Source organism: Bacillus sp. RC252 (genome assembly GCF_044909215.1).
In the GTDB taxonomy this organism is placed as follows: Bacteria; Bacillota; Bacilli; order Bacillales; family Bacillaceae_G; genus Bacillus_A; species Bacillus_A mycoides.
The window spans coordinates 225645-246182 of record NZ_JBIYDV010000002.1 but is presented as its reverse complement, the minus strand read 5'-3'; the positions used below and the strand labels follow the sequence as shown (position 1 = coordinate 246182).

Sequence of the window (20538 nt, the reverse complement as noted above, 5' to 3'; positions counted from 1 at the left end):
CTTCGTATAATGCGAAGCGCTCTATTTTAAATTTCTGGATAAGTGATTGTAATATTAGGCCATTTACTTTGCCATTTCTTTTGATTAACTCTTTTGTTGTACATATGTATTCGTTCTTTCGTTTCAAGAAAATGAAGTGTAGGTTTCACTTGTAATGAAAGTACATCTTCAATTCCACATGGAGCTGTTAATATGACATTGTTTTGCTCGTCAAGCGTAACTCCTAAAGCGGTTGCTGTTTCAGGAAATTTAGAAATAGCATCAACAGAAGAAGAGTATGGTGGCATTCCATTCACTACATGCATGCGAGTTTGATTTTTTACTGACCAAGGGATAGAGGCATCCATATTCGCCAGCTTCTGTTTTAATGATTGTTCGTACGCCTCATCTTTATGTAATGGATCATAATAAATGACATCGACATCTGGCGTAGCCGTTCTTACTTCGTAGTTATGTAAAGTATCCCAAATTTTAGAACGGACAAACCCAGCGCAAATCCACCAATCAGGTAGCTCTAGTGATTTTGCCAATTGTAATACATTCATCATCCATTCGTCGTTTTCTATTAAGTGAATTAAATCTTGCTCTGTTTTTATATTCATTGATAAATACACCTTCCTAGTAGATTAATGCATCAGCTCAATAATCCATAAAATCCAGTGAGCACCTGGTACAAATAAAAGTTGTGCTAATAAGGTGCCGAGAAGTCTAGAAATCATTAGCCAACCATACATTTTACTCATAGATTCAGCGCCATTTTCTGATTGTAAAGCACGTTCTGTCAAAAGTGCTATACGTGGATCGAGTAACACTGTTAATAAAATTGTAGCAAAACCATTCACAAGGCCAGAAGCTGTACTTGCATTTGTTGCGTAATCTGGATTTAGAAAAGAAGCATAAAGGGCAGAAAGAACACCTGCTGTATAAATTGCAGTAGCAAACATGTTAATAAGCATAATACGCTTTGGGATACCACCGATACGCAATCTATGAATCATTTCAAATCTTGGAAAGCGCACATATTTTTTTGTGTACTTTAATTTTTGAATGTTATTTGTTTTCATCATTCGAATGAAAGAACCATCTGTTTCAAAGTTTTGAATGACATATCCAAATAGTTTTGTCAAAGTTGGATAAAGAATAATCGCAAGTAATGTACCGATGGAAGCTGATAATAGTACAAGTCGTATAGTATACTCTAAATTAATAGAAACATCTCGTTTTGCGTCATCGACAATCCCGCCAATTAAAAAGGCTTGTAGTAAATTTGACGTTCTTGAAATAAGTAATACCATTCCTACGACAGATAAGGCAACGACAATCTTTTTTAAACGAACACCAGCTAATCGAATACTATAAGAACTAGTTTCGACTGCGTGGATGACAATTGTGAAAGCCATTATAAAAATTAATGTAATTGACATTTGTTTCACCAGTTTCTATTGAATTAATTGTAACTTTTTTACTTTATCATATCTATCCGTATTTTGTAACTGAAACTATGTAACATAGAAAAAGTAATTTTTCGAAAAATAAATAATGATAGTATAGTAGAGGTAGAGTAGTAAAAAACCTTCAGTATTACATGTAAAGTAGGATGAGTGGGGGATTAAATATGTATACAACATTTTTATTTGATTTAGATGGAACAGTAACGGATCCTAAAAAGGGGATTGTAAATTCAGTTTTGTACGCGTTAGAAAAGGTTGGAATTGAAGAATTACATGTAAGTGAGTTAGATTCATTTATTGGTCCTCCTATTCAGCAATCATTCGTAGAGAGATATAATATGAATGAAGGAGAAGTTGAACGAGCTGTTTTTTATTTCAGGGAGTATTTAAAGCAACGTGGGTTGTTGGAGAATAGTGTATACGAGGGTATTCCAAATCTCCTAAAACAATTAAAAGATACCGGAAATCGTTTATTTATAGCTACTTCAAAGCCTACTATTTTTGCTAGACAAGTAATAGAGCATTTTCAACTAACGAATTATTTTGAAGATATCATTGGAAGTAATTTAAATGGAACGAGAATAAAAAAAGAAGAAATAATTGCTCATATTTTACAACAAAATGAAGGACTTAATAAAGAGGAAGTTGTCATGATTGGAGATAGAAAGCACGATATAATAGGTGCAAATCATAATGGAATTGCTTCAATTGGTGTTTTATATGGCTATGGTAGTGAAAATGAGTTGATTGAAGTTAGTGCGACTCATATAGCGAAGGATATAGAAGAACTACACCATTTTTGTATAGAAAATGGTTTAATAAAAAAATAAAAATAGAGACTAACAATCCCTTTATAACGTATGACGATGAAATCGTTTTTGTTTAAAGGGATTTTTCATATGTAATCGAATATGTATAATTAGACATTTTAGTATGAAAAATTTGTATGAATTAGAGGAGGGATGTCAGAAATGAAAGATTAGTAGAAGTTTATCAATAAAAGATTGAATTTTCAGTTTAAAGGAGGGGTATAATTGGAGCTAGTTATTATATTATTAGCACTTAGCTTACTTATGTTTGTAGCGTATAGAGGGTTTTCTGTTATTTTATTTGCACCGATTTTTGCATTATTTGCGGTATTTTTGACAGAACCTAGTTTTGTATTACCTTTCTTTTCTAATATTTTTATGGAGAAAATGGTAGGGTTTATTAAACTATATTTCCCGGTGTTTTTACTTGGAGCAATTTTTGGGAAAGTAGTAGAAATGTCAGGAATTGCTGATTCTATTGCAAAGACGATTGTAGAGTTGGTTGGAGAAAAACGTACGATTTTAGCGATTGTTTTAATGGGTGCTATTTTAACGTATAGTGGTGTTAGTGTATATGTAGTGGTATTTGCTATATTTCCGTTTGCAGCTAAGCTTTTTCGACAAGCTAATATTCCAAAGCGCTTAATACCTGGAACGATTGTCCTTGGAGCAGTAACGTTTACAATGGATGCGCTTCCTGGATCACCACAAATTCAAAATGTAATACCTACAACATTTTTTAAAACGGACATTTATGCTGCACCGATACTTGGTATTGTAGGGGCAATTTTTGTTCTCACGTTAGGTTTATTATATTTAGAGAGTAGGCGTAAGAAGGCAAAAGCAGCAGGTGAAGGGTATTTTGGTTTTAACAATGGGAATACTGAAATGGCAGCATCTTTGGAATTAGAGCAGAAAGAAATACCGCTGTTAAATAGTTTAGAAATTACGAGGGCACAACAACTTATTGCTTTTATACCACTTATTTTAGTAGGTGTAATGAATAAAGTGTTTACTATTATGATACCGAAGTGGTATCCGAACGGTTTTGACTTTTCAGCAATTGGTATGAAAGCATTTGGAAAAGTAGAATTGAGTGCGGTAGTTGGAATATGGTCTGTAGAATTGGCACTTATAATAGGAATTTTAACAACTCTTTTATTATATTGGAAACGGGTAGTAACAGGATTTCAAGCTGGATTGAATACAAGTATTGGTGGTGCGCTACTTGCAACAATGAATACAGGAGCAGAATTTGGTTTTGGTGGTGTCATTGCAGCACTTCCAGGCTTTGCAATTATGAGAGACGGCATTTCTGCAACGTTCACAAATCCTTTAGTGAATGGAGCGGTAACGACGAATATTTTAGCCGGTATTACAGGTTCTGCATCAGGAGGAATGGGGATTGTTTTAAGTGCGATGGGGGATAAATTTATTGCAGCAGCCAATCAATTTGATATTCCATTAGAAGTTATGCACCGTATCGTATCAATGGCATCAGGAGGAATGGATACATTACCACATAACGGGGCTATTATTACTATTCTTACAGTAACAGGTTTAACACATAAACAGTCATATAAAGATATATTTGCTATTACAGTTTTGAAAACGCTTGCTGTGTTTTTAGTTATCGCATTCTATACTATTACAGGAATTTATTAATAATAGATACTATATGAATTGTAAAGATTTATTTAGTTGATATTTTATAAACTAAAACATTAATAAGGGGAAGAAGGGGTGGAGTACTTGCAAGAAGTTGCTGAGTTTCGTATGCCGAAGTCGGTACTATATGGAAGAAATTCGATTGAAAAGCTGGGGGAACAATCAAAGAAGTTTGGGAAAAGAGCTTTTATAGTTACTGATACAATTATGGAGAAATTAGGGTATGTTGAAAGGTGCATAAAACAGCTAAATAAGAAAGGTATTACTGTTATTACATATAACAAAGTGAATGCTGAGCCTACAAATTTACACGTATTAGAAGCGTTAACGATTTGTAAAGAAGGAAAGTGTGATTTTATTATCGGTATTGGTGGTGGAAGTTGTATTGATGCTGCGAAAGCAGTAGCGGTGTTACATACTAATGGTGGAGCAATTGAATATTACGTCCAAAAAGATGTTGAAATAGAAAATGATCCACTACCACTCATTGCAATTCCAACAACTTCAGGTACTGGGTCAGAAGTAACAAGTGTAGCAGTAATTACGAATAAAAAAACAGATGTAAAAATGATGATGAAGCATCCGAGTTTTACCCCACAAGTAGCGATTATTGACCCGATATTAACAAGTTCGGTACCACCTCATATTACGGCAGCGACAGGTATAGATGCATTATGCCATGCAATTGAAGCATATATTTCTAAATTTTCACAACCACTTACAGATGTACTTGCTCTTTCGGCTATTGAAAGTATTATGAAATATTTACGTATTGCATATGAAGATGGAGATAATATGGAAGCAAGGGAAGCAATGATGATCGCTTCATTACAAGCTGGAATTGCATTCTCAAATGCATCAGTTACGTTAGTTCATGGTATGTCAAGGCCAGTAGGTGCACTATTTCATGTACCGCATGGTATATCGAACGCCATATTATTACCTACAGTTTTAGAGTTCACAAAAACAAGTGCAGTGAAAAGGTTAGCCGAGATTGGACGCAATTTAAACAAAAATCTCTACTCATATTCTGAGGAAGAAGTAGCGAATTACACGCTTGCTGAAATAAAGAAACTTTGTTTCGATCTTCGTATTCCAAATTTAAAAGAATACGGAATTGGTGAAGTTGAATTTGAAAAAGCTATTTCTAAAATGGCATCAGATGCAATTGAAAGTGGGAGTCCAGCAAATAATCCACGTGTGCCATCATATGATGAAATTAAACAGTTGTATCGAGAATGTTTTCATTATCAATATAAAGATTCTATAAAAACATTAGAGAAATAATTTCAGAATATTCTTATATAATTTCCTTGGAAATAGTTAAAACAAGACTTTATATTATAAATGTAAAGTCTTGTTTTATTATGTATAATATACATAATAAAACGTTATAATTAATTTTAAAAAACAGTATAAGGTGGGTGTTGGTTTAATGAAAACAATAGGTTTAATTGGTGGTATGAGTTGGGAACCAACTTCTGAATACTATCGAATCATAAATGAAGAAATAAAAGAGAGATTAGGAGGGTTACATTCAGCAAAATGTATGATTAATAGTGTGGACTTTGAAGAGATTGAACGATTCCAGTCTAACGGAGATTGGAATGGAGCAGGAGAAGTATTAGGGAATGCGGCGTATTCGTTACAGAGGGGAGGAGCAGATTTTATAATTATTTGCACAAATACAATGCATAAAGTAGTTGAGAAAATAAAGGAGAATATTAATATTTCAGTGTTACATATTGCTGATGCAACTGCGAAAGAAATTAAAAGGAAAGATATTCAAACGGTTGGTTTGCTTGGAACTAAATATACAATGGAGCAAGATTTTTATAAGTTACGCATAGAAGAGAATCATATAAAAGTAATGGTTCCATCAAAAAAGGATAGAGATAAGATAAACGAAGTAATATATACAGAATTGTGTTTAGGAAAGATAACACCTCAATCTAGAGAGTATTATAAAAGAGTTATAGAAGAGCTAGTACAAGAAGGGGCACAAGGAATCATATTAGGTTGTACAGAAATAGGATTATTAATAAAGCAGGAAGACGTATCAATACCGATATTTGACACAACTCATATACATGCAGTTGAAGCAGTTAATTTCGCTTTACAAAATAGATTATAATTATATTATGTAACCTAGTCCGTGTGTGTGGAAAACATTCAGAAAATACTTTATAATGTAAGTGGTTACATTTAAGGGGGATGCGTATGTTTTCAGTTCAACCAATCGCATTTGTACATAATGAAAGAAAGGAAATAAAAGATGACGAATGGGGAGAAGTAAGATCCTGTATTACTTTAACTGAATTGTATACAGAGGAAAGTATACAAGGGATTGAAGATTTTTCTCATATTGAAGTTGTTTTTTATTTTCATAAAGTAAAGGATGAACAAATTCAATATTTTGCTAGACATCCTAGAAATAATAATGATTATCCTAAAGTAGGTATTTTTGCACAGCGCGGGAAAAATCGCCCGAATCGCATAGGTGTAACAATTGTAAAAGTGATAAAAAGAGAAGGTAAATCAATTATTGTTGAGGGGTTAGATGCTATTGATGGTACCCCTATATTGGACATAAAGCCAATAATGAAAGAGTTTATGCCGAAAGAAGAAATACAACAGCCTAAATGGGTAACGGATATAATGAGAAAGTATTGGAAGGGGAATGGAGTAAAATGAGAATATATGAGGCAACAATTGCAGATTTAGATGGACTAGCATCAGTTTTTAATAACTATCGTATGTTTTACCGACAAGATTCCGATTTAGAAAGTGCAAAAGTATTTTTAAGAAATCGTATCGAGAGAAAGGAATCCGTTATTTTCGTAGCAGTTGAAGACGGTGAATATATTGGATTCACGCAATTATATCCATCATTTTCTTCCATTTCAATGAAAGAATTATGGATTTTAAATGATCTGTTTGTACAAGCGGCGAAGCGCGGATCTGGAACAGGTAAAAAATTATTAGAAGCTGCTAAAAAATTCGCATTAGAAAATGGCGCAAAAGGTGTAAAATTACAAACAGAGATTGATAATTTATCAGCACAGCGATTATATGCTGAAAATGGTTATTTGAGAGATAATCGTTATTTCCATTATGAATTAACATTTTAAAAAATGTAAGATTAAAAGAGACGTTTTCAAAATGAAAACGTCTCTTTTAAATTGTATTATAGTTGATTTAAAACCCAGTTTGTTGCATCTTCAAAGTTTTCTGCAATGTAGTTTGGCTCAATATGTGCCCACTTGTCTCGGTACGTATGTAAAGCATCGTATCCAGCGCCTGTTCGTACTAATATCGTTGTTGCATTCACTTTTTCTCCTGCCACAATATCAGTCCAACGATCACCAACTATAGCACATTCTGTTAAATCTAGCTCATGTTTTTCCGCTGCTTTAAGAAGCATGCCTGTACTTGGTTTACGGCATTCACAACCATCCCCGTGTTTATGAGGACAAACGTAAATATCATCAAAACCGAAACCTTCTAATTCTTGTACAAAATCAGCTACAGTCGCTATTCCATCCGCGATACCTGGTTGATTTGTGAAAGAGAAAATTTTTATATTTTGAGCTTTTAGTTTTTGCAGAGCTGCTTTTGTAAAGGGGAATAATGTAAAAGATCCAGGATAATGTATTGTAGTGTCGCCGCCAATTGTACCGTCACGATCAATGAAAATTGCTTTAATGTTTGTCATAGTTATAGTCCCTTCAATTAAAAAGTAGTTTAAAAATGTTTTACAAATCGATATCCATTTACTTCATAACCTAATTTTTTGTAAAAAAGATGTGCTTCCACTCTTTTTGTTCCGCTAACTAGCCATGTTCCAATGCAATTATGCTTCTTTGCTAACTGTTCTGCATAATTCATTAACACTTGTCCAATGCCTTTCCGCCGTATTGTGGAATCGACGCTAATAATTGAAATTTCTCCATAACGAGTTACATCTTCTAAATTTTCGCGTATACGAAACCCAAGTAATCCAAATATAGTTTCTTCTTCCTCATAAACATATAAAAAATCAAAAGGACTCATGTGTACGAATTGCAATCGGTTGTTCATATCTTCATAGGAAATAGAGGAACCTTTTAATTCTTTTGTTAAAGAACAAAGTGTATCTATATCATCTATCATCGCTTCACGAATTTGAAAAGGCATAGTATTCACTCCAATAAAATGTAATCAAACATTTAATATTCTGTTAAAAAATGTTTTTTCCTGCTATGAAAATAAATATTTTATAATGATATATAGATAGTGTTATTATTTTCCTTGATTGTATTGGGAATGGAAAGAAGGGGAATGTATGTTGAAGGTGAATATCCGCTCAGCTGGATATGAAATAGGTGAAAAAACAATTCATGATATTGCTTTTTCAATTGAAAAAGGTGAATTAGTTGCTCTTATTGGCGCAAATGGTGCCGGGAAAAGTACTACGATTAAAACGATGCTAGGCTTACTTGTAAATATGAATGGTGAAATATCATTTGGTGAAAAGAAAAATCCGTATGCATATGTGCCAGAACATCCAACATATTATGAGTATTTGACGCTCTGGGAACATATTGAATTATTAATGGCTGCTCGTGAGAATGAAGTAGGAAGCTGGGAAAGGGAAGCTGAAGAATTATTACATATGTTTCGAATGGATAAGCATAAGCATGAGTATTTATCAAAGTTTTCAAAAGGGATGAAACAAAAATCGATGCTTATATTGGCGTTTTTAACTAAGCCAGATTTTTATATAATTGACGAACCTTTTATCGGATTAGATCCAGTAGCTACGAAAGAGTTTTTAAGTTATTTATATAAAGAAAAAGAGCGCGGGGCAGGAATTTTACTTTGTACGCACGTATTGGATACTGCTGAAAGAATTTGCGAAAGATTTTTGCTCATTTCACAAGGTACATTAGTTGCAGATGGACATTTAGAGTCTATTCAAACGTTAGCAGAAATGCCAGGGAGTTCATTATTAGACTGTTTTGATGTAATCGTAAGGCGTGAACAGCATGATTAAAAAACAATTTTATAAAAGATTACGCCATGAACTCCAGCGGAAATGGAAGTCCATACGTTCGGTAACAGATTGGACAGTTGCGTTATATATAATTATTCCAGCACTTATATTTATGGGAATCTATTATCGATCACTATGGACGGAAACATTATCGATGGAAGAGATTGTGTATTTCGGATTAGGTTTACTCGCATTTTATCTTGTAACATATTCGAGAGGTGTACGCTCGTTTTTTGAACAAGCAGATAGCTTATTTTTAATTTCGTATCCAACTCATATGCGAAAATTAATTCAGTACGGCATGATATATACATTTATTCGAATAGCGATAACGAATGTAATGGTAGTAGTTGTTATGTTACCAGTGTTAATGAAAAGTATCGGAGCGACAAAGATACAAATCGTATTATTTTGGACATTCTTTACTGTATTTCGATTTATGTTGTCGTTGTTGACGAGATTTATTCATATACGTGTGGGGAAACGATGGCTACTATGGATTATAAAAAATGTAATATTTTCTATAAGTCTATCCTTTTTTGGATTGAGTCTGTTTCTTATTTATAAAAATCCATTTTATTCTATACTATGTATCGGTCTAGCAGTTTTTCTAATTATCGTATTGATAAAAGAAAAACTAAATTATAAAAATTGCTTTTTTAAAGAAGTTGAGAAAGAGAAAGAAGAAAGTATGCGCTGGACGAGTGGGATTATGCAAGTTGGTGGTCATGCGGCTAAACCGAGTAGTTCGAGTGAAAAACCGTGGATGTTCCCACATTCTAAAAGACTTTTAGGGAAAAAAGCTGATTCGCGTATCGTTGAATCTTTTTTGAAAGAATTTTTCCGTACAAGTAGTGCACGAATATTTTATATTCAAATTGTATGTATAAGCACGGTAAGTATTATGATGAGTCCGAGGTGGATTGCAGCTATTATCCTCGTATTTACGTTAGTTGCAATTTCTCGTTATGCACGCGATTATTGGAATGAATTTACGAAAAAAATGTTTCTACATTTATATTGTGATGAAGGCAAATTACTATTGTTAAGATGGAAGGCAGATCGCTATTTATTACTTCCAGTAATATTTTTGTATGGAATAGTTATACTTTCTCATTTTTATTTATTACCAGCTGTAATTGCCGGGATTATTTTTATAGTATGGATTGGTTGGATTCTATTTTTACCATAGAAAAAGAGCCGGAAATGGCTCTTTTTCTAGTCTGTAACACACTGGTAAATAAAATATACTAAAAGGAGTATGCTTGCGGCTGAGTACACGACATCTAAAGTCATCTGATTGTCCCCCTCATTGTTGTTGTATTTATAGTGTATGAAATCTTACAATTTCATATTCAAGTGAAAAATATGTGAACGTTAACAAAATTGTAAAGTGCAAAAATTACAATCATTTTGTATAATAGAAGAAACAACCGTTATATAAAATATAATGAGTGAAAGGGGAGGGAACATAAATGCCAAATTGGTTTAGAAAAACCTTAGTCGCATTAATTACCGTATTTACGTTTGGTTTAGTGACGCCTCCTTCCATATTACTTGATAATGCCAAAGCTGCGGACAAGCCTACGAGCACAGCTGGGCAACAAAATTTGGAGAGTACGTCCTATACATATGAAGAAACAAATGATAGGTTAACCACCGATACTTTTGTTAACTATGCGATGCAAGAAGCAGAGAAGCAATCTATGCAAAAATTCGGCTCTAAAATTGGGCCTGTAATTGAAGATGAATTTAAAGATGTTGTATTACCTAAAATTGAAGAGGCAATTGCGGAACTTGCAAATGATGTGCCAGAAGAATCGTTACAATCATTAGCGATTTCTCAAAGACCGGCTGGCGGAAATAATGAAAAGATTTTTCATGTTTATGACACGAAATCAGGAAATGACTTACTGCGATTTCATGTGAGGAGAGATCATCCACCGCAAGATGGATATTATTTTAATTTCCACTATCATCGTTTTGATGATGGATATTCAGGACACCATGAGTTAGGAAATATTTATTGGAATACGAATGTACCGCCGAAATGGTTGTCTTAAAAAGAACGAGAGAAAATCTTGTTCTTTTTTTCTTTATGAAAGGATACGACATTTATGTTGTTGAATAACATATGTTTAGGAAAAAAGAAAAAAGGGAGTATGGGGATGCAAAAATATATCGTTTTTGACTTTGATGGCACATTAGTAGATTCACAAAATATATTTGTACCGATTTATAATCAACTTGCTGAAAAGCACGGATATAAAACGGTAAGGGAAGAAGAAATTGAGTATTTACGTAAATTAACGATGCCAGAGAGATGTAAGCAACTCGATGTACCACTGTATAAACTACCGATATTAGCGCTGGAGTTTTATAAATTGTATCAACCTGCTATAAAAGATCTCGTTTTGTTCCATGGGATGAAGGATGTATTAGATGAATTACATAAAAAAGGCTACGGGATTGCCGTCATATCATCGAACTCAGAAGAGCATATTCGGGCGTTTTTACACAATAATGGTATCGAAAATATTCAAGAAGTGTATTGTTCTAAAAATTTATTTGGTAAAGACAAAATGATAAAAAGATTTTTAAAATCAAAAAAAATAACAGAGCAAGATATGTTATATGTCGGTGATGAACAGCGAGACGTAGCAGCGTGTAAAAAGGCTGGTGTGAACGTAATTTGGGTATCTTGGGGATATGATGTCATTGAAACAGTAGAAAAAGATGCACCAGATTATATGGTTCATACGCCTATGGAAATTGTACAAGTCGTACAGGGGGCACATTCTTAATATGAATACACTTCGAGCAGGTATTCATCATATTGAATTTTGGGTCGCGAATTTAGAGGAGTCTATTTCTTTTTATGATAAATTGTTTTTGATAATTGGATGGAGAAAGTTAAATGAAGTAGCATATAGTACGGGAGAAAGTGAAATATATTTTAAAGAGATGGACGGGGAAATTGTAAGGACTTTAGGGCCTAGACATATTTGTTACCAAGCTATTCGTAGAGAAGTAGTTGATGAAGTAGCAGATTTTCTTGCTAGTACAAAAGTGAAGGTAATACGTGGTCCGATAGAAATGAGTCATTATTCGGACGGATACTATACTATTGATTTTTACGATCCGAATGGATTTATTATAGAAGTAGCGTATACACCAAATGTAGAAATGTAAGGGGAATAAACATGAAGACAATTACAGCACGGCAAAACAATATACAAATAGTAAAAGATGCAGCAAATATTGAAGAAATCTCTAAAGGTTTCTCTCCTGATAAAAAATATATCATTACGACTATTGAAGATGAAAAGTATTTGTTACGGACAGGCGATATAAAAGAGTTTGAAAGAAAGAAAATAGAGTTTCAAATTTTAAATGAAATGCAAAAACGTAGTGTGCAAGCACAAAAGCCAATTGAAATGGGTTTGTTGGAAGAAGAAGGTTTATGCTACGGTGTTTTTTCGTATATAGAAGGAGAAGATGCGAAGAAGCTATTGCCTACGTATTCACCAAAAGAACAATATAATATTGGTATAGAGGCAGGAAAAGATTTAGCAAAAATGCATACATATGAAGCTCCTAAGGATATATTTCCATGGTATGAAAGAGCAATGAAAAAACACCGGAAATATTTAGTGGCATATAAAACATGTGGAATAAAAATAAAAAATGATGATAAAATCATAAAGTTTATAGATGATAATGAAATGTATTTACAAAACCGCCCAAATCGATTTCAACACGATGATTTTCATTTAGAAAATATAATTGTGCGGGATGGGAAATATGTAGGTGTTGTTGATTTTAATGGATACGACTGGGGCGATCCACTTCATGATTTCGTTGAAAATTGCACTATTTGCAAGGGACATTAGTATTCCGTATTCAATTGGACAAATAGAAGGATACTTTAATGGTAGAATACCAGAGGAGTTTTGGAAATTATATGCGGTGTACGTTGGCATGACAGTTTTCTCATCAGTTGTCTGGTCCTTACGAGCAGCACCGCATATGTTAGATGATACGTTAGAACGTCTTACTATAGTTTTAGCGGATCATAAAAACTTTGAGCTATCAAAGCCAATTTGGTTTCAACCAGAAAAGATTGATATGAAATAGAAAAGGTAGGTGTGATTCACATCTACCTTTATTTTTTACCATTCTTCGTTTTGAAGCAGTTGTAATGCTAACTTTAAATCTACATCTTCTTGTATATGTTCCGGAGTCCACGGGATATGTATATGCGGTTGTATACCAATTCCGGACATTCCTTCGCCTTTATCTATAATAGAAAGCCGTGAAGTAGGGTAGTAAAGAGCAAATGTATCAGCCCATTCCATTACTGCTAAATTAGAATAATCATTTAAACCAGCAGTAGGATCGTCCCATCCTTTTTTATCAATACAACCGGAATAATCGTGATGAGTAATCGAAACAATTTCTTTAAAAATTTCTGTGTACATAGCTTTTTCACTTTATAATTTAATTAGTTGAATAATAGAATTCTGTATCCTTTACGTATTATCCTTTTTTTGGATGAAGAATTTAAAGGGAAATAGAGGGAAGTGTTGTCATCCCTCTATTTAAAAATTATTTAATTTTCTTAAATGCAAGCGGCTGAGTACTTAACATAGCTGGTACATGTAACTGAAGGGATGGGAATTCACCACTCACACTCATTTCATAAGCGAATAATAAACTCATTTTCATTTGGAATAACTCAACTTCTGCGGAGAAGATGTCGTAATGATGATGCCCTAATTGAATATCCATCTCCATAAATTGTACATTTAACGAATCATCTCGCTTGTATATTTGTAATGTTCCGTATGCAGGATGTTCAAAAGTACCAGTATAATCCTCTAACTTGTGAGAAGGTGTAGTTCCTTTAATTTGTTCAGGAAGTGATTCAGTTGCTTCTTTCATCATTTCCTTCATTTTTTCAGTATCTTCTACAGCACGTTTATGCCAATCAATGGATTCTAATTCAAGTAGTTCATCATAAATTTGATTAGCGAGATAAGTAGGAAGTAATGTGCCTCCAGCATTTGTCAAAATGACAAGGCCTATGTTTTCATTTGGTATGAATGAAACGAGCGCTGAAAATCCATCAATATTACCGCCATGATGAACCACCTTATTACCACGATAAGCACTAATAAACCAACCAAGTCCGTAACTATTTAATGGAGATTCGGGAAGTGATAAAATCGGTTGATCTGGAATTGAATTGTGTGGTGTATACATTTGTTGTAATAATTCAGAGGAGATTAATTCATGATCTCCAAACTTTCCTTCGTTTAAGTGAAGAAGTACCCAATTTGCCATATCTTCAATTGTAGAATTAATACATCCAGCAGCGCCGACTGTATCGATGTTACGGAATGGAACTTCTTTTATTTCACCTTCATTTTCAATGTAAGGTAAAGCATAATCATCTGTAGTTTGTGAATCTGTAACAGAGAAATTTGTATGTCTCATATTTAAAGGTTCTAAAATATGTTCTGTAGCGTATTGCTCCCACGTTTGATTTGTAATGTTTTCAACAATGTGGCTAATTGTTGCATACATTAAGTTGTTATAAAGAAATGCTGTGCGGAACGGTGCATCAAGTTGTAAATGTTTTATTTTTTCAACGAGATCTTTTCGAGATAAGGAAGAGCTGTACCAAAGAGCCTCATGACGACTTACCCCAGTACGATGGGAAGCCAAATCTCGTCCTGTAACTTGTGAGCTAGCAAGTAGTTCAGATAAAGAGAAGTTAGGTATATAAGACTGGACAGGAGTATCCCAATTAAACTTTTTTTGCTGTGCCAACAAGCTTAATGAAAGTGTGCCAAAAGCTTTCGTTGAGGAACCGATTGCGAACCGAGTACTCGGTGTAACAGGTTCTTTTGTTTCTATATTTCGATATCCGAAACCTTCTGAAAGAATAACTTCACCGTCTTTTATAACAGCTACAGCAGCACCAGGAACGTTTAAATCCTTCATCATTTTTTCAACCGTTGTTTGTAACGAAGTCATAACAGGAGTTTCAATTTTAGACATACTTCTAACCTCCAAATATAAATTTTGTCCTACCGCACTATACTTTCGGTAATAGAAAATGAAAACCTTTTTAAATATGGAAAGTTAATAATTTTGTAAGAATTACTGAAATAATTTTTATTTATCAAGATTATTAAATTTATTGTTTTTCATGTTATGATAAATTTCATATAAGATTGAAAGAAGGTTTTCCTACATATGAAACATGCTGAATATGAATACTTAAATTTATGCCGTCACGTAATGGAGCACGGTACGAAGAAAGAAGATCGTACGGGGACTGGTACTGTATCTGTATTTGGTTACCAAATGCGTTTCGATCTAAGTAAAGGATTTCCTTTATTAACGACAAAGAGAGTCCCATTCCGCCTTGTAGCAAGTGAACTGCTTTGGTTTATGAAAGGTGATACAAATATTCGTTATTTATTGCAGCATAATAATAACATTTGGAATGAATGGGCATTTAAGAGCTGGGTAGAAAGCGACGAGTATACTGGTCCTGACATGACTGATTTCGGTCTTCGCTCACAACAAGATGAGGAATTTAAGCAGCAATACGATGAGCAAATGGAATTGTTTAAAAAGAACGTTCTAGAAGATGATGATTTTTCGAATAAATATGGTTATTTAGGAGACGTATACGGAAAGCAATGGCGTACTTGGAAAACGACAGCTGGTGAAACACTTGATCAGCTAAAAGATGTAATTGAAATGATTAAGAAAACGCCAGATTCACGTCGCTTAATTGTTTCTGCTTGGAATCCTGAAGATGTACCAAGTATGGCATTACCGCCTTGTCATACGCTATTTCAATTTTATGTAGCGGACGGAAAGCTTTCTTGTCAGCTATATCAAAGAAGTGGAGATATATTCCTTGGAATTCCATTTAACATTGCAAGTTACTCACTGCTAACACATTTAATTGCACATGAATGTGGTCTTGAAGTAGGAGAATTTGTTCATACAATTGGAGATGCACACATTTATACAAATCATTTTGAACAAGTAGAAAAGCAATTGGCACGTGAACCACGTCCATTCCCGAAACTTACATTAAATCCAGATGTAAAATCTGTGTTTGATTTTGAAATGGAAGATTTAACTATTGAAGGATATGATCCGCATCCAGCAATTAAAGCACCGGTTGCAGTGTAATTGTAGAGGAGATGACAAAATGATTGTTTCATTTATGGTCGCAATGGACGAGAATAGAGTAATTGGGAAAGATAATAACTTACCTTGGCGTTTACCGAGTGAATTACAATACGTGAAGAAAACGACGATGGGCCACCCTCTTATTATGGGAAGAAAAAACTATGAAGCGATTGGTAGACCGCTTCCAGGAAGACGTAATATTATCGTAACACGTAACGGTGATTACCATGTAGAAGGTTGTGAAGTTGCTCATACCGTAGAAGAAGTGTTTGAACTATGTAAAAATGAAGAAGAGATTTTTATTTTTGGTGGAGCGCAAATTTATGATCTTTTTTTACCTTACGTAGACAAATTATATATAACAAAAATCCACCATGCATTTGAAGGGGATACATTCTTCCCAGAAATGGATATGACAAATTGGAAAGAGATTTTTGTAGAAAAAGGTTTAACGGATGAAAAAAATCCGTATACGTACTATTACCATGTATATGAGAAGCAACAATAATAATAAAGATTGATGTGAACATTCGCATCAATCTTTTTATTTGTATTCATCGATATAAGTTTATTGATGATATACGATAGTGCTATAATGAAAGATAGCATGTAAAAAATGCTAAAATTTTCAAAAGTATTCATGTAGAAAGAGGAGGAGAATCGATTGAGAAAGATATGGGGGATTCTATTTCTTTGCTTAACATTCATGTTAGTCGGATGCGGTAAAGAAGAAAAACCACAAGAAGCGTTTGATACATATGCAAAAGCATGGAATAAACAAAAATTTGCAGATATGTATGATCAATTATCAGAAAATGCAAAAAAAGATATTTCAAAGAAAGAGTTTACTGAGAAATATGAAAAGATTTATTCTGGTATCGAAGTGAAAGACTTAAAGGTAGAAACAGGGGAAGTAAAAGAAGATAAAAAAGATGAAGGCCCTGTTCCTTTTAAGGTAAGCATGGATACAGTTGGAGGTAAAATCACTTTTGGCCATGAAGCAAAAATGGTGAAAGAAAAAGATGGAGATAAAGAATCTTGGAAAATAGATTGGACTCCTGATTTTATATTCCCAGGTATGACAAAAGATAGTAAAGTACGTATGCAAACGACGCAACCAAAACGTGGAGAAATATATGACCGTAACGGTAAATATCTTGCGGTAAATGGTAAAGCTTCTGAAATCGGAATGATTCCTGAAAAGTTAGGGGATGCTGCTCCGCAAACGAAAGAAACGGTAGCGAAGTTGTTAAATATGTCTGTAGAAGAAATTGATCAAAAACTAGCTGCTAAATGGGTAAAACCAGGGTATCTCGTACCAATTGGAATTTTACCTGAAGGGGCAACTCAAAATACGTATCTTGATTTACCTGGTGTTGTAACAAAACCTGTAAATGTTCGTACATATCCGTTAGGAGAAGCAGCGGCACATCTTACTGGCTATATTGGAAAAGTGAATGCTGAAGACTTAAAAACGCTACAAAAGAAAGGCTATCAAGCCGATGAGCCAGTTGGTAAAGCTGGATTAGAGCAAGTATTAGAAGAAAAGCTGCGCGGTAAAAAAGGTGGCCGTGTCTTTGTAGAAGATGCGCAAGGAAAAGAAATTAAAAATTTAGTGAAAACAGATGCTGTTGATGGAGAAAATGTAACTTTAACTATCGATAGTGCTGTTCAAGAAAAAACGTATAATGAAATGAAGGGCGAAGCTGGTTCAAGTGCAGCAATTAATCCGAAAAGTGGAGAAACAATTGCACTTGTAAGTAGTCCAGCATATGATCCTAATTTAATAGCACGAGGCACATCGAAAGCACAACGTGAAGCTTGGAATAATGATCCGAAAAAACCGATGACGAATCGATTTACACAATTATCGGTACCGGGTTCTGTATTTAAGCCAATTACAGGTGCAATCGGTCTTGAAACGAAAATAATTGATCCAAAAGAAGAGTTGAAAATTGAAGGATTGAAATGGACAAAAGATTCTTCATGGGGCAATTATTATGTAACGCGTGTGAAAGATGCGAATCCGATTGATTTTGATAAGGCGATGAAATACTCGGATAATATTTACTTCGCACAAGAAGCTTTGAAAATAGGTAAAGATAAATTTATGACTGAAGCGAAAAAATTCGGATTCGATGAGAAGTTACCAATCGAATACGGATTCCCTGCTTCTAAAATTGCAAATGATGGCATTAAAAATGATATTCAAATGGCAGATACAGGATACGGACAAGGAGAAGTTTTAATGACTCCTCTTCATTTAGCTTTAACTTATGCACCGATTGTAAATGATGGAACGATTCCATCGCCATATCTTATTAAAACAGATAAACAACCAAAAGCTTGGAAAGAAAATGTGATTTCTAAAGGGAATCAGGATATATTAAAAACAGCATTAACGAAAGTAATTAACGATCCAGATGGTACTGGAAAAATTGCTAAAATTGATGGTATGACTCTTGCTGGTAAAACAGGAACAGCAGAATTGAAAGTATCAAAAGAGGCAGAAGGAAAAGAACTAGGTTGGTTCGCTGCGTTTGATTTAAATTCACCTGATATGGTCATTACAATGATGATTGAAGATGTAAAAGGTAGAGGCGGAAGTAATATTCCAGCTGAAAAAGTTAAACATGTTTTTCAAAAATAAAAATTGATGCAAACTACCTCCATGGAATAAGGAGGTAGTTTTTTATTTCGTCAGAAACTTAATATATTAGTATTATTTATTAACTTACAAAAAAAAAGTAGCTATTTTTATTGACAACAATTAAAACTTTTCGTATTATACTTACATAAGGTAAGTTATTTACTTTCAAATTATAAATCTTGAATTGAAGATAAATTAGAAAAAGGGAGAGAATACAATGACAAAAGTACTATTTATCACAGCAAATCCAAATTCAGCAGAAGGTTCTTTCGGTATGGCAGTAGGAGAAGCTTTCATCGAAGCTTATAAAAACGAGCATCCACAAGACGAAGTTGTAACAGTTGATTTATTCAATACTACTGTACCAGCAATTGATGCAGATGTATTTGCTGCTTGGGGTAAATTTGCAGCAGGTGAAGGATTTGAAACTTTAAGTGAAACTCAACAACAAAAAGTTGCAGCAATGAACACAAACTTAGAAACATTTATGCATGCAGATCGTTATGTATTCGTAACTCCAATGTGGAACTTTAGCTATCCACCAGTAGTAAAAGCATACTTAGATAACTTAGCAATCGCAGGTAAAACATTCAAATATACTGAAAATGGTCCAGTTGGCTTATTAGAAGGCAAAAAAGCACTTCACATTCAAGCGACAGGTGGCGTTTATTCTGAAGGAGCATACGCAGCTGTAGACTTCGGTCGTAATCACTTGAAAACAGTATTAGGATTCATCGGTGTAAATGAAACTGAATATATTGCAGTTGAAGGTATGAATGCTAATCCTGAAAAAGCACAAGAAATTAAAGAAGCAGCAATTGCTAACGCACGTGAATTAGCAAAACGTTTCTAATATAGACTACTTAAAAATGTCCAAACACTTGTTGTTTGGACATTTTTTCTTCTTTTTCCTTCGTTTGTCTAGTATAATGAAGGTCGGAATGATAATAGGTGGGGGTTCTGTATGATTCAAACGTTTTTTAAAATCTTTTATTTAATTTTAATCGTAATTGCGATTACACCGAGAATGTGGCGTCTTAAAAAACAAGTAAATACGATGTCACCGCAAGAAAAAGATAATGCTGTGTATAAAACGACAAATTGGTTTGGTAAAAAAATGGTACGTGTTGCTGGTGGGGCAGTAGAAGTAAAAGGGCTTGAAAATGTTCCGAAAGACAAGCCGGTACTAGTTGTAAGTAATCATCAAAGTAATATGGATATTCCTGTTTTACTAGGTTACTTGAATAAACCAATTGGATTCGTTTCAAAGGCAGAGATTAAGAAATTTCCAGTTGTACCAACTTGGATGGAACTTATGAACTGTGTATTTATGGTTCGTAATGATCGTCGTCAATCTCTTCAAGCGATTAAAGATGGAATTGAACTATTAAAGAATGGACATTCTATCGTAATTTTCCCTGAAGGAACGAGAAGTAAGGGTGGCGAAATTGGAGAGTTTAAAGCTGGTAGTTTTCACCTAGCAGTAAAATCTGGTGTAGCAATCTTACCTGTAACGTTAGATGGTACATATAAAATGTTTGAAGCGAATGGAAATCGTATGAAACCAGCTCATGCAACAGTAACGATTTCTAAGCCGATTACACCTGAAGAGTATGCGAATATGGATATTAAAGAATTAACAAAACATACACAGGATGTTATTGCATCTCAATTACATAAGTAATAAAAAAAGTTTCAGCTTAC

The 20538-nt window shown here is 34.0% G+C and carries 21 protein-coding genes and 2 pseudogenes; 17 read left to right on the top strand and 6 right to left on the bottom strand.

Annotated features, from left to right (window positions below):
- Window positions 1-26 precede the first annotated feature (26 nt).
- Complete coding sequence (locus ABH960_RS04255) at window positions 27-602, bottom strand: nucleotidyltransferase family protein (RefSeq protein WP_002127181.1); 576 nt, start codon at window positions 600-602, stop codon at window positions 27-29.
- A 24-nt stretch (window positions 603-626) separates the two neighbouring features.
- Window positions 627-1424 (bottom strand): lipid II flippase family protein, encoded by a 798-nt coding sequence (locus ABH960_RS04250; protein WP_002127183.1) that lies wholly within the window; start codon window positions 1422-1424, stop codon window positions 627-629.
- A gap of 191 nt (window positions 1425-1615) precedes the next feature.
- On the opposite strand from ABH960_RS04250, the gene ABH960_RS04245 reads away from it, so the two are divergent.
- From ABH960_RS04245 to ABH960_RS04220, 6 genes are all read left to right on the top strand, one after another.
- Window positions 1616-2281, top strand: a complete 666-nt coding sequence (locus tag ABH960_RS04245; protein ID WP_002136064.1) for an HAD family hydrolase — start codon at window positions 1616-1618, stop codon at window positions 2279-2281.
- Window positions 2282-2485: 204 nt separating this feature from the next.
- Window positions 2486-3925: a GntP family permease gene (locus ABH960_RS04240; protein ID WP_002127185.1), complete on the top strand. Its 1440-nt coding sequence runs from the start codon at window positions 2486-2488 to the stop codon at window positions 3923-3925.
- Between the two features lie 87 nt (window positions 3926-4012).
- Entirely contained in the window at window positions 4013-5215 is a 1203-nt protein-coding gene (locus tag ABH960_RS04235; RefSeq protein WP_404443332.1) for an iron-containing alcohol dehydrogenase, read from the top strand.
- Between the two features lie 148 nt (window positions 5216-5363).
- Window positions 5364-6062 (top strand): aspartate/glutamate racemase family protein, encoded by a 699-nt coding sequence (locus tag ABH960_RS04230; protein ID WP_404443028.1) that lies wholly within the window; start codon window positions 5364-5366, stop codon window positions 6060-6062.
- Window positions 6063-6148: 86 nt separating this feature from the next.
- Window positions 6149-6622, top strand: coding sequence for an SAM-dependent methyltransferase (locus ABH960_RS04225; protein WP_404443025.1), 474 nt, complete (start codon window positions 6149-6151; stop codon window positions 6620-6622).
- Window positions 6619-7059: a GNAT family N-acetyltransferase gene (locus ABH960_RS04220; RefSeq protein ID WP_033713296.1), complete on the top strand. Its 441-nt coding sequence runs from the start codon at window positions 6619-6621 to the stop codon at window positions 7057-7059. Before ABH960_RS04225 ends, ABH960_RS04220 begins: the two co-directional genes overlap by 4 nt.
- A gap of 56 nt (window positions 7060-7115) precedes the next feature.
- Here ABH960_RS04220 and ABH960_RS04215 read toward each other — a convergent pair whose 3' ends face one another.
- Both ABH960_RS04215 and ABH960_RS04210 read right to left on the bottom strand, forming a co-directional pair.
- Window positions 7116-7643: an HAD-IIIA family hydrolase gene (locus ABH960_RS04215; RefSeq protein ID WP_002185960.1), complete on the bottom strand. Its 528-nt coding sequence runs from the start codon at window positions 7641-7643 to the stop codon at window positions 7116-7118.
- Window positions 7644-7672: 29 nt separating this feature from the next.
- Complete coding sequence (locus ABH960_RS04210) at window positions 7673-8104, bottom strand: GNAT family N-acetyltransferase (protein WP_404443020.1); 432 nt, start codon at window positions 8102-8104, stop codon at window positions 7673-7675.
- Between the two features lie 148 nt (window positions 8105-8252).
- Between ABH960_RS04210 and ABH960_RS04205 the strand changes: the two genes are divergently transcribed.
- The 6 genes and pseudogenes from ABH960_RS04205 (at window position 8253) to ABH960_RS04180 (ending at window position 13100) form a co-directional block, all read left to right on the top strand.
- A complete protein-coding gene (locus tag ABH960_RS04205; protein WP_002168480.1) occupies window positions 8253-8963 on the top strand; it encodes an ABC transporter ATP-binding protein in 711 nt (236 codons plus the stop codon).
- The gene (locus ABH960_RS04200; protein ID WP_404443017.1) at window positions 8956-10155 is read left to right on the top strand and encodes an ABC transporter permease; all 1200 of its coding nucleotides are present in this window, start codon (window positions 8956-8958) and stop codon (window positions 10153-10155) included. The genes ABH960_RS04205 and ABH960_RS04200 overlap by 8 nt, the downstream gene beginning before the upstream one ends.
- A 283-nt stretch (window positions 10156-10438) precedes the next feature.
- Window positions 10439-11026 (top strand): YpjP family protein, encoded by a 588-nt coding sequence (locus tag ABH960_RS04195; RefSeq protein WP_002031682.1) that lies wholly within the window; start codon window positions 10439-10441, stop codon window positions 11024-11026.
- Window positions 11027-11131: 105 nt separating this feature from the next.
- On the top strand, window positions 11132-11767 hold the full coding sequence (locus ABH960_RS04190) for an HAD family hydrolase (RefSeq protein WP_309514843.1): 636 nt from the start codon (window positions 11132-11134) through the stop codon (window positions 11765-11767).
- Between the two features lies 1 nt (window position 11768).
- Entirely contained in the window at window positions 11769-12155 is a 387-nt protein-coding gene (locus tag ABH960_RS04185) for a VOC family protein (RefSeq protein WP_016126868.1), read from the top strand.
- Window positions 12156-12166: 11 nt separating this feature from the next.
- Window positions 12167-13100 (top strand): annotated as a pseudogene (locus ABH960_RS04180) (aminoglycoside phosphotransferase family protein).
- A 35-nt stretch (window positions 13101-13135) separates the two neighbouring features.
- Here ABH960_RS04180 and ABH960_RS04175 read toward each other — a convergent pair.
- A pseudogene (locus tag ABH960_RS04175) lies at window positions 13136-13360 on the bottom strand (S41 family peptidase); the annotation flags it as partial.
- 211 nt (window positions 13361-13571) lie between these two features.
- On the bottom strand, window positions 13572-15029 hold the full coding sequence (locus ABH960_RS04170) for a serine hydrolase (RefSeq protein ID WP_002185955.1): 1458 nt from the start codon (window positions 15027-15029) through the stop codon (window positions 13572-13574).
- Between the two features lie 198 nt (window positions 15030-15227).
- Between ABH960_RS04170 and ABH960_RS04165 the strand changes: the two genes are divergently transcribed.
- The 5 genes from ABH960_RS04165 to ABH960_RS04145 all read left to right on the top strand — a co-directional run bounded on the left by ABH960_RS04165 (window position 15228) and on the right by ABH960_RS04145 (window position 20518).
- A complete protein-coding gene (locus tag ABH960_RS04165) occupies window positions 15228-16184 on the top strand; it encodes a thymidylate synthase (RefSeq protein WP_404443012.1) in 957 nt (318 codons plus the stop codon).
- A 19-nt stretch (window positions 16185-16203) separates the two neighbouring features.
- Window positions 16204-16692: a dihydrofolate reductase gene (locus ABH960_RS04160; protein ID WP_000637210.1), complete on the top strand. Its 489-nt coding sequence runs from the start codon at window positions 16204-16206 to the stop codon at window positions 16690-16692.
- 156 nt (window positions 16693-16848) lie between these two features.
- On the top strand, window positions 16849-18834 hold the full coding sequence (gene pbpC, locus ABH960_RS04155; RefSeq protein WP_404443008.1) for a penicillin-binding protein 3: 1986 nt from the start codon (window positions 16849-16851) through the stop codon (window positions 18832-18834).
- A gap of 217 nt (window positions 18835-19051) precedes the next feature.
- Complete coding sequence (locus ABH960_RS04150) at window positions 19052-19687, top strand: FMN-dependent NADH-azoreductase (RefSeq protein WP_404443005.1); 636 nt, start codon at window positions 19052-19054, stop codon at window positions 19685-19687.
- A 111-nt stretch (window positions 19688-19798) separates the two neighbouring features.
- Window positions 19799-20518 carry a lysophospholipid acyltransferase family protein gene (locus ABH960_RS04145; protein ID WP_000616564.1) on the top strand — a complete coding sequence of 240 codons (720 nt, stop codon included), beginning with the start codon at window positions 19799-19801 and terminating at the stop codon, window positions 20516-20518.
- Window positions 20519-20538 lie beyond the last annotated feature (20 nt).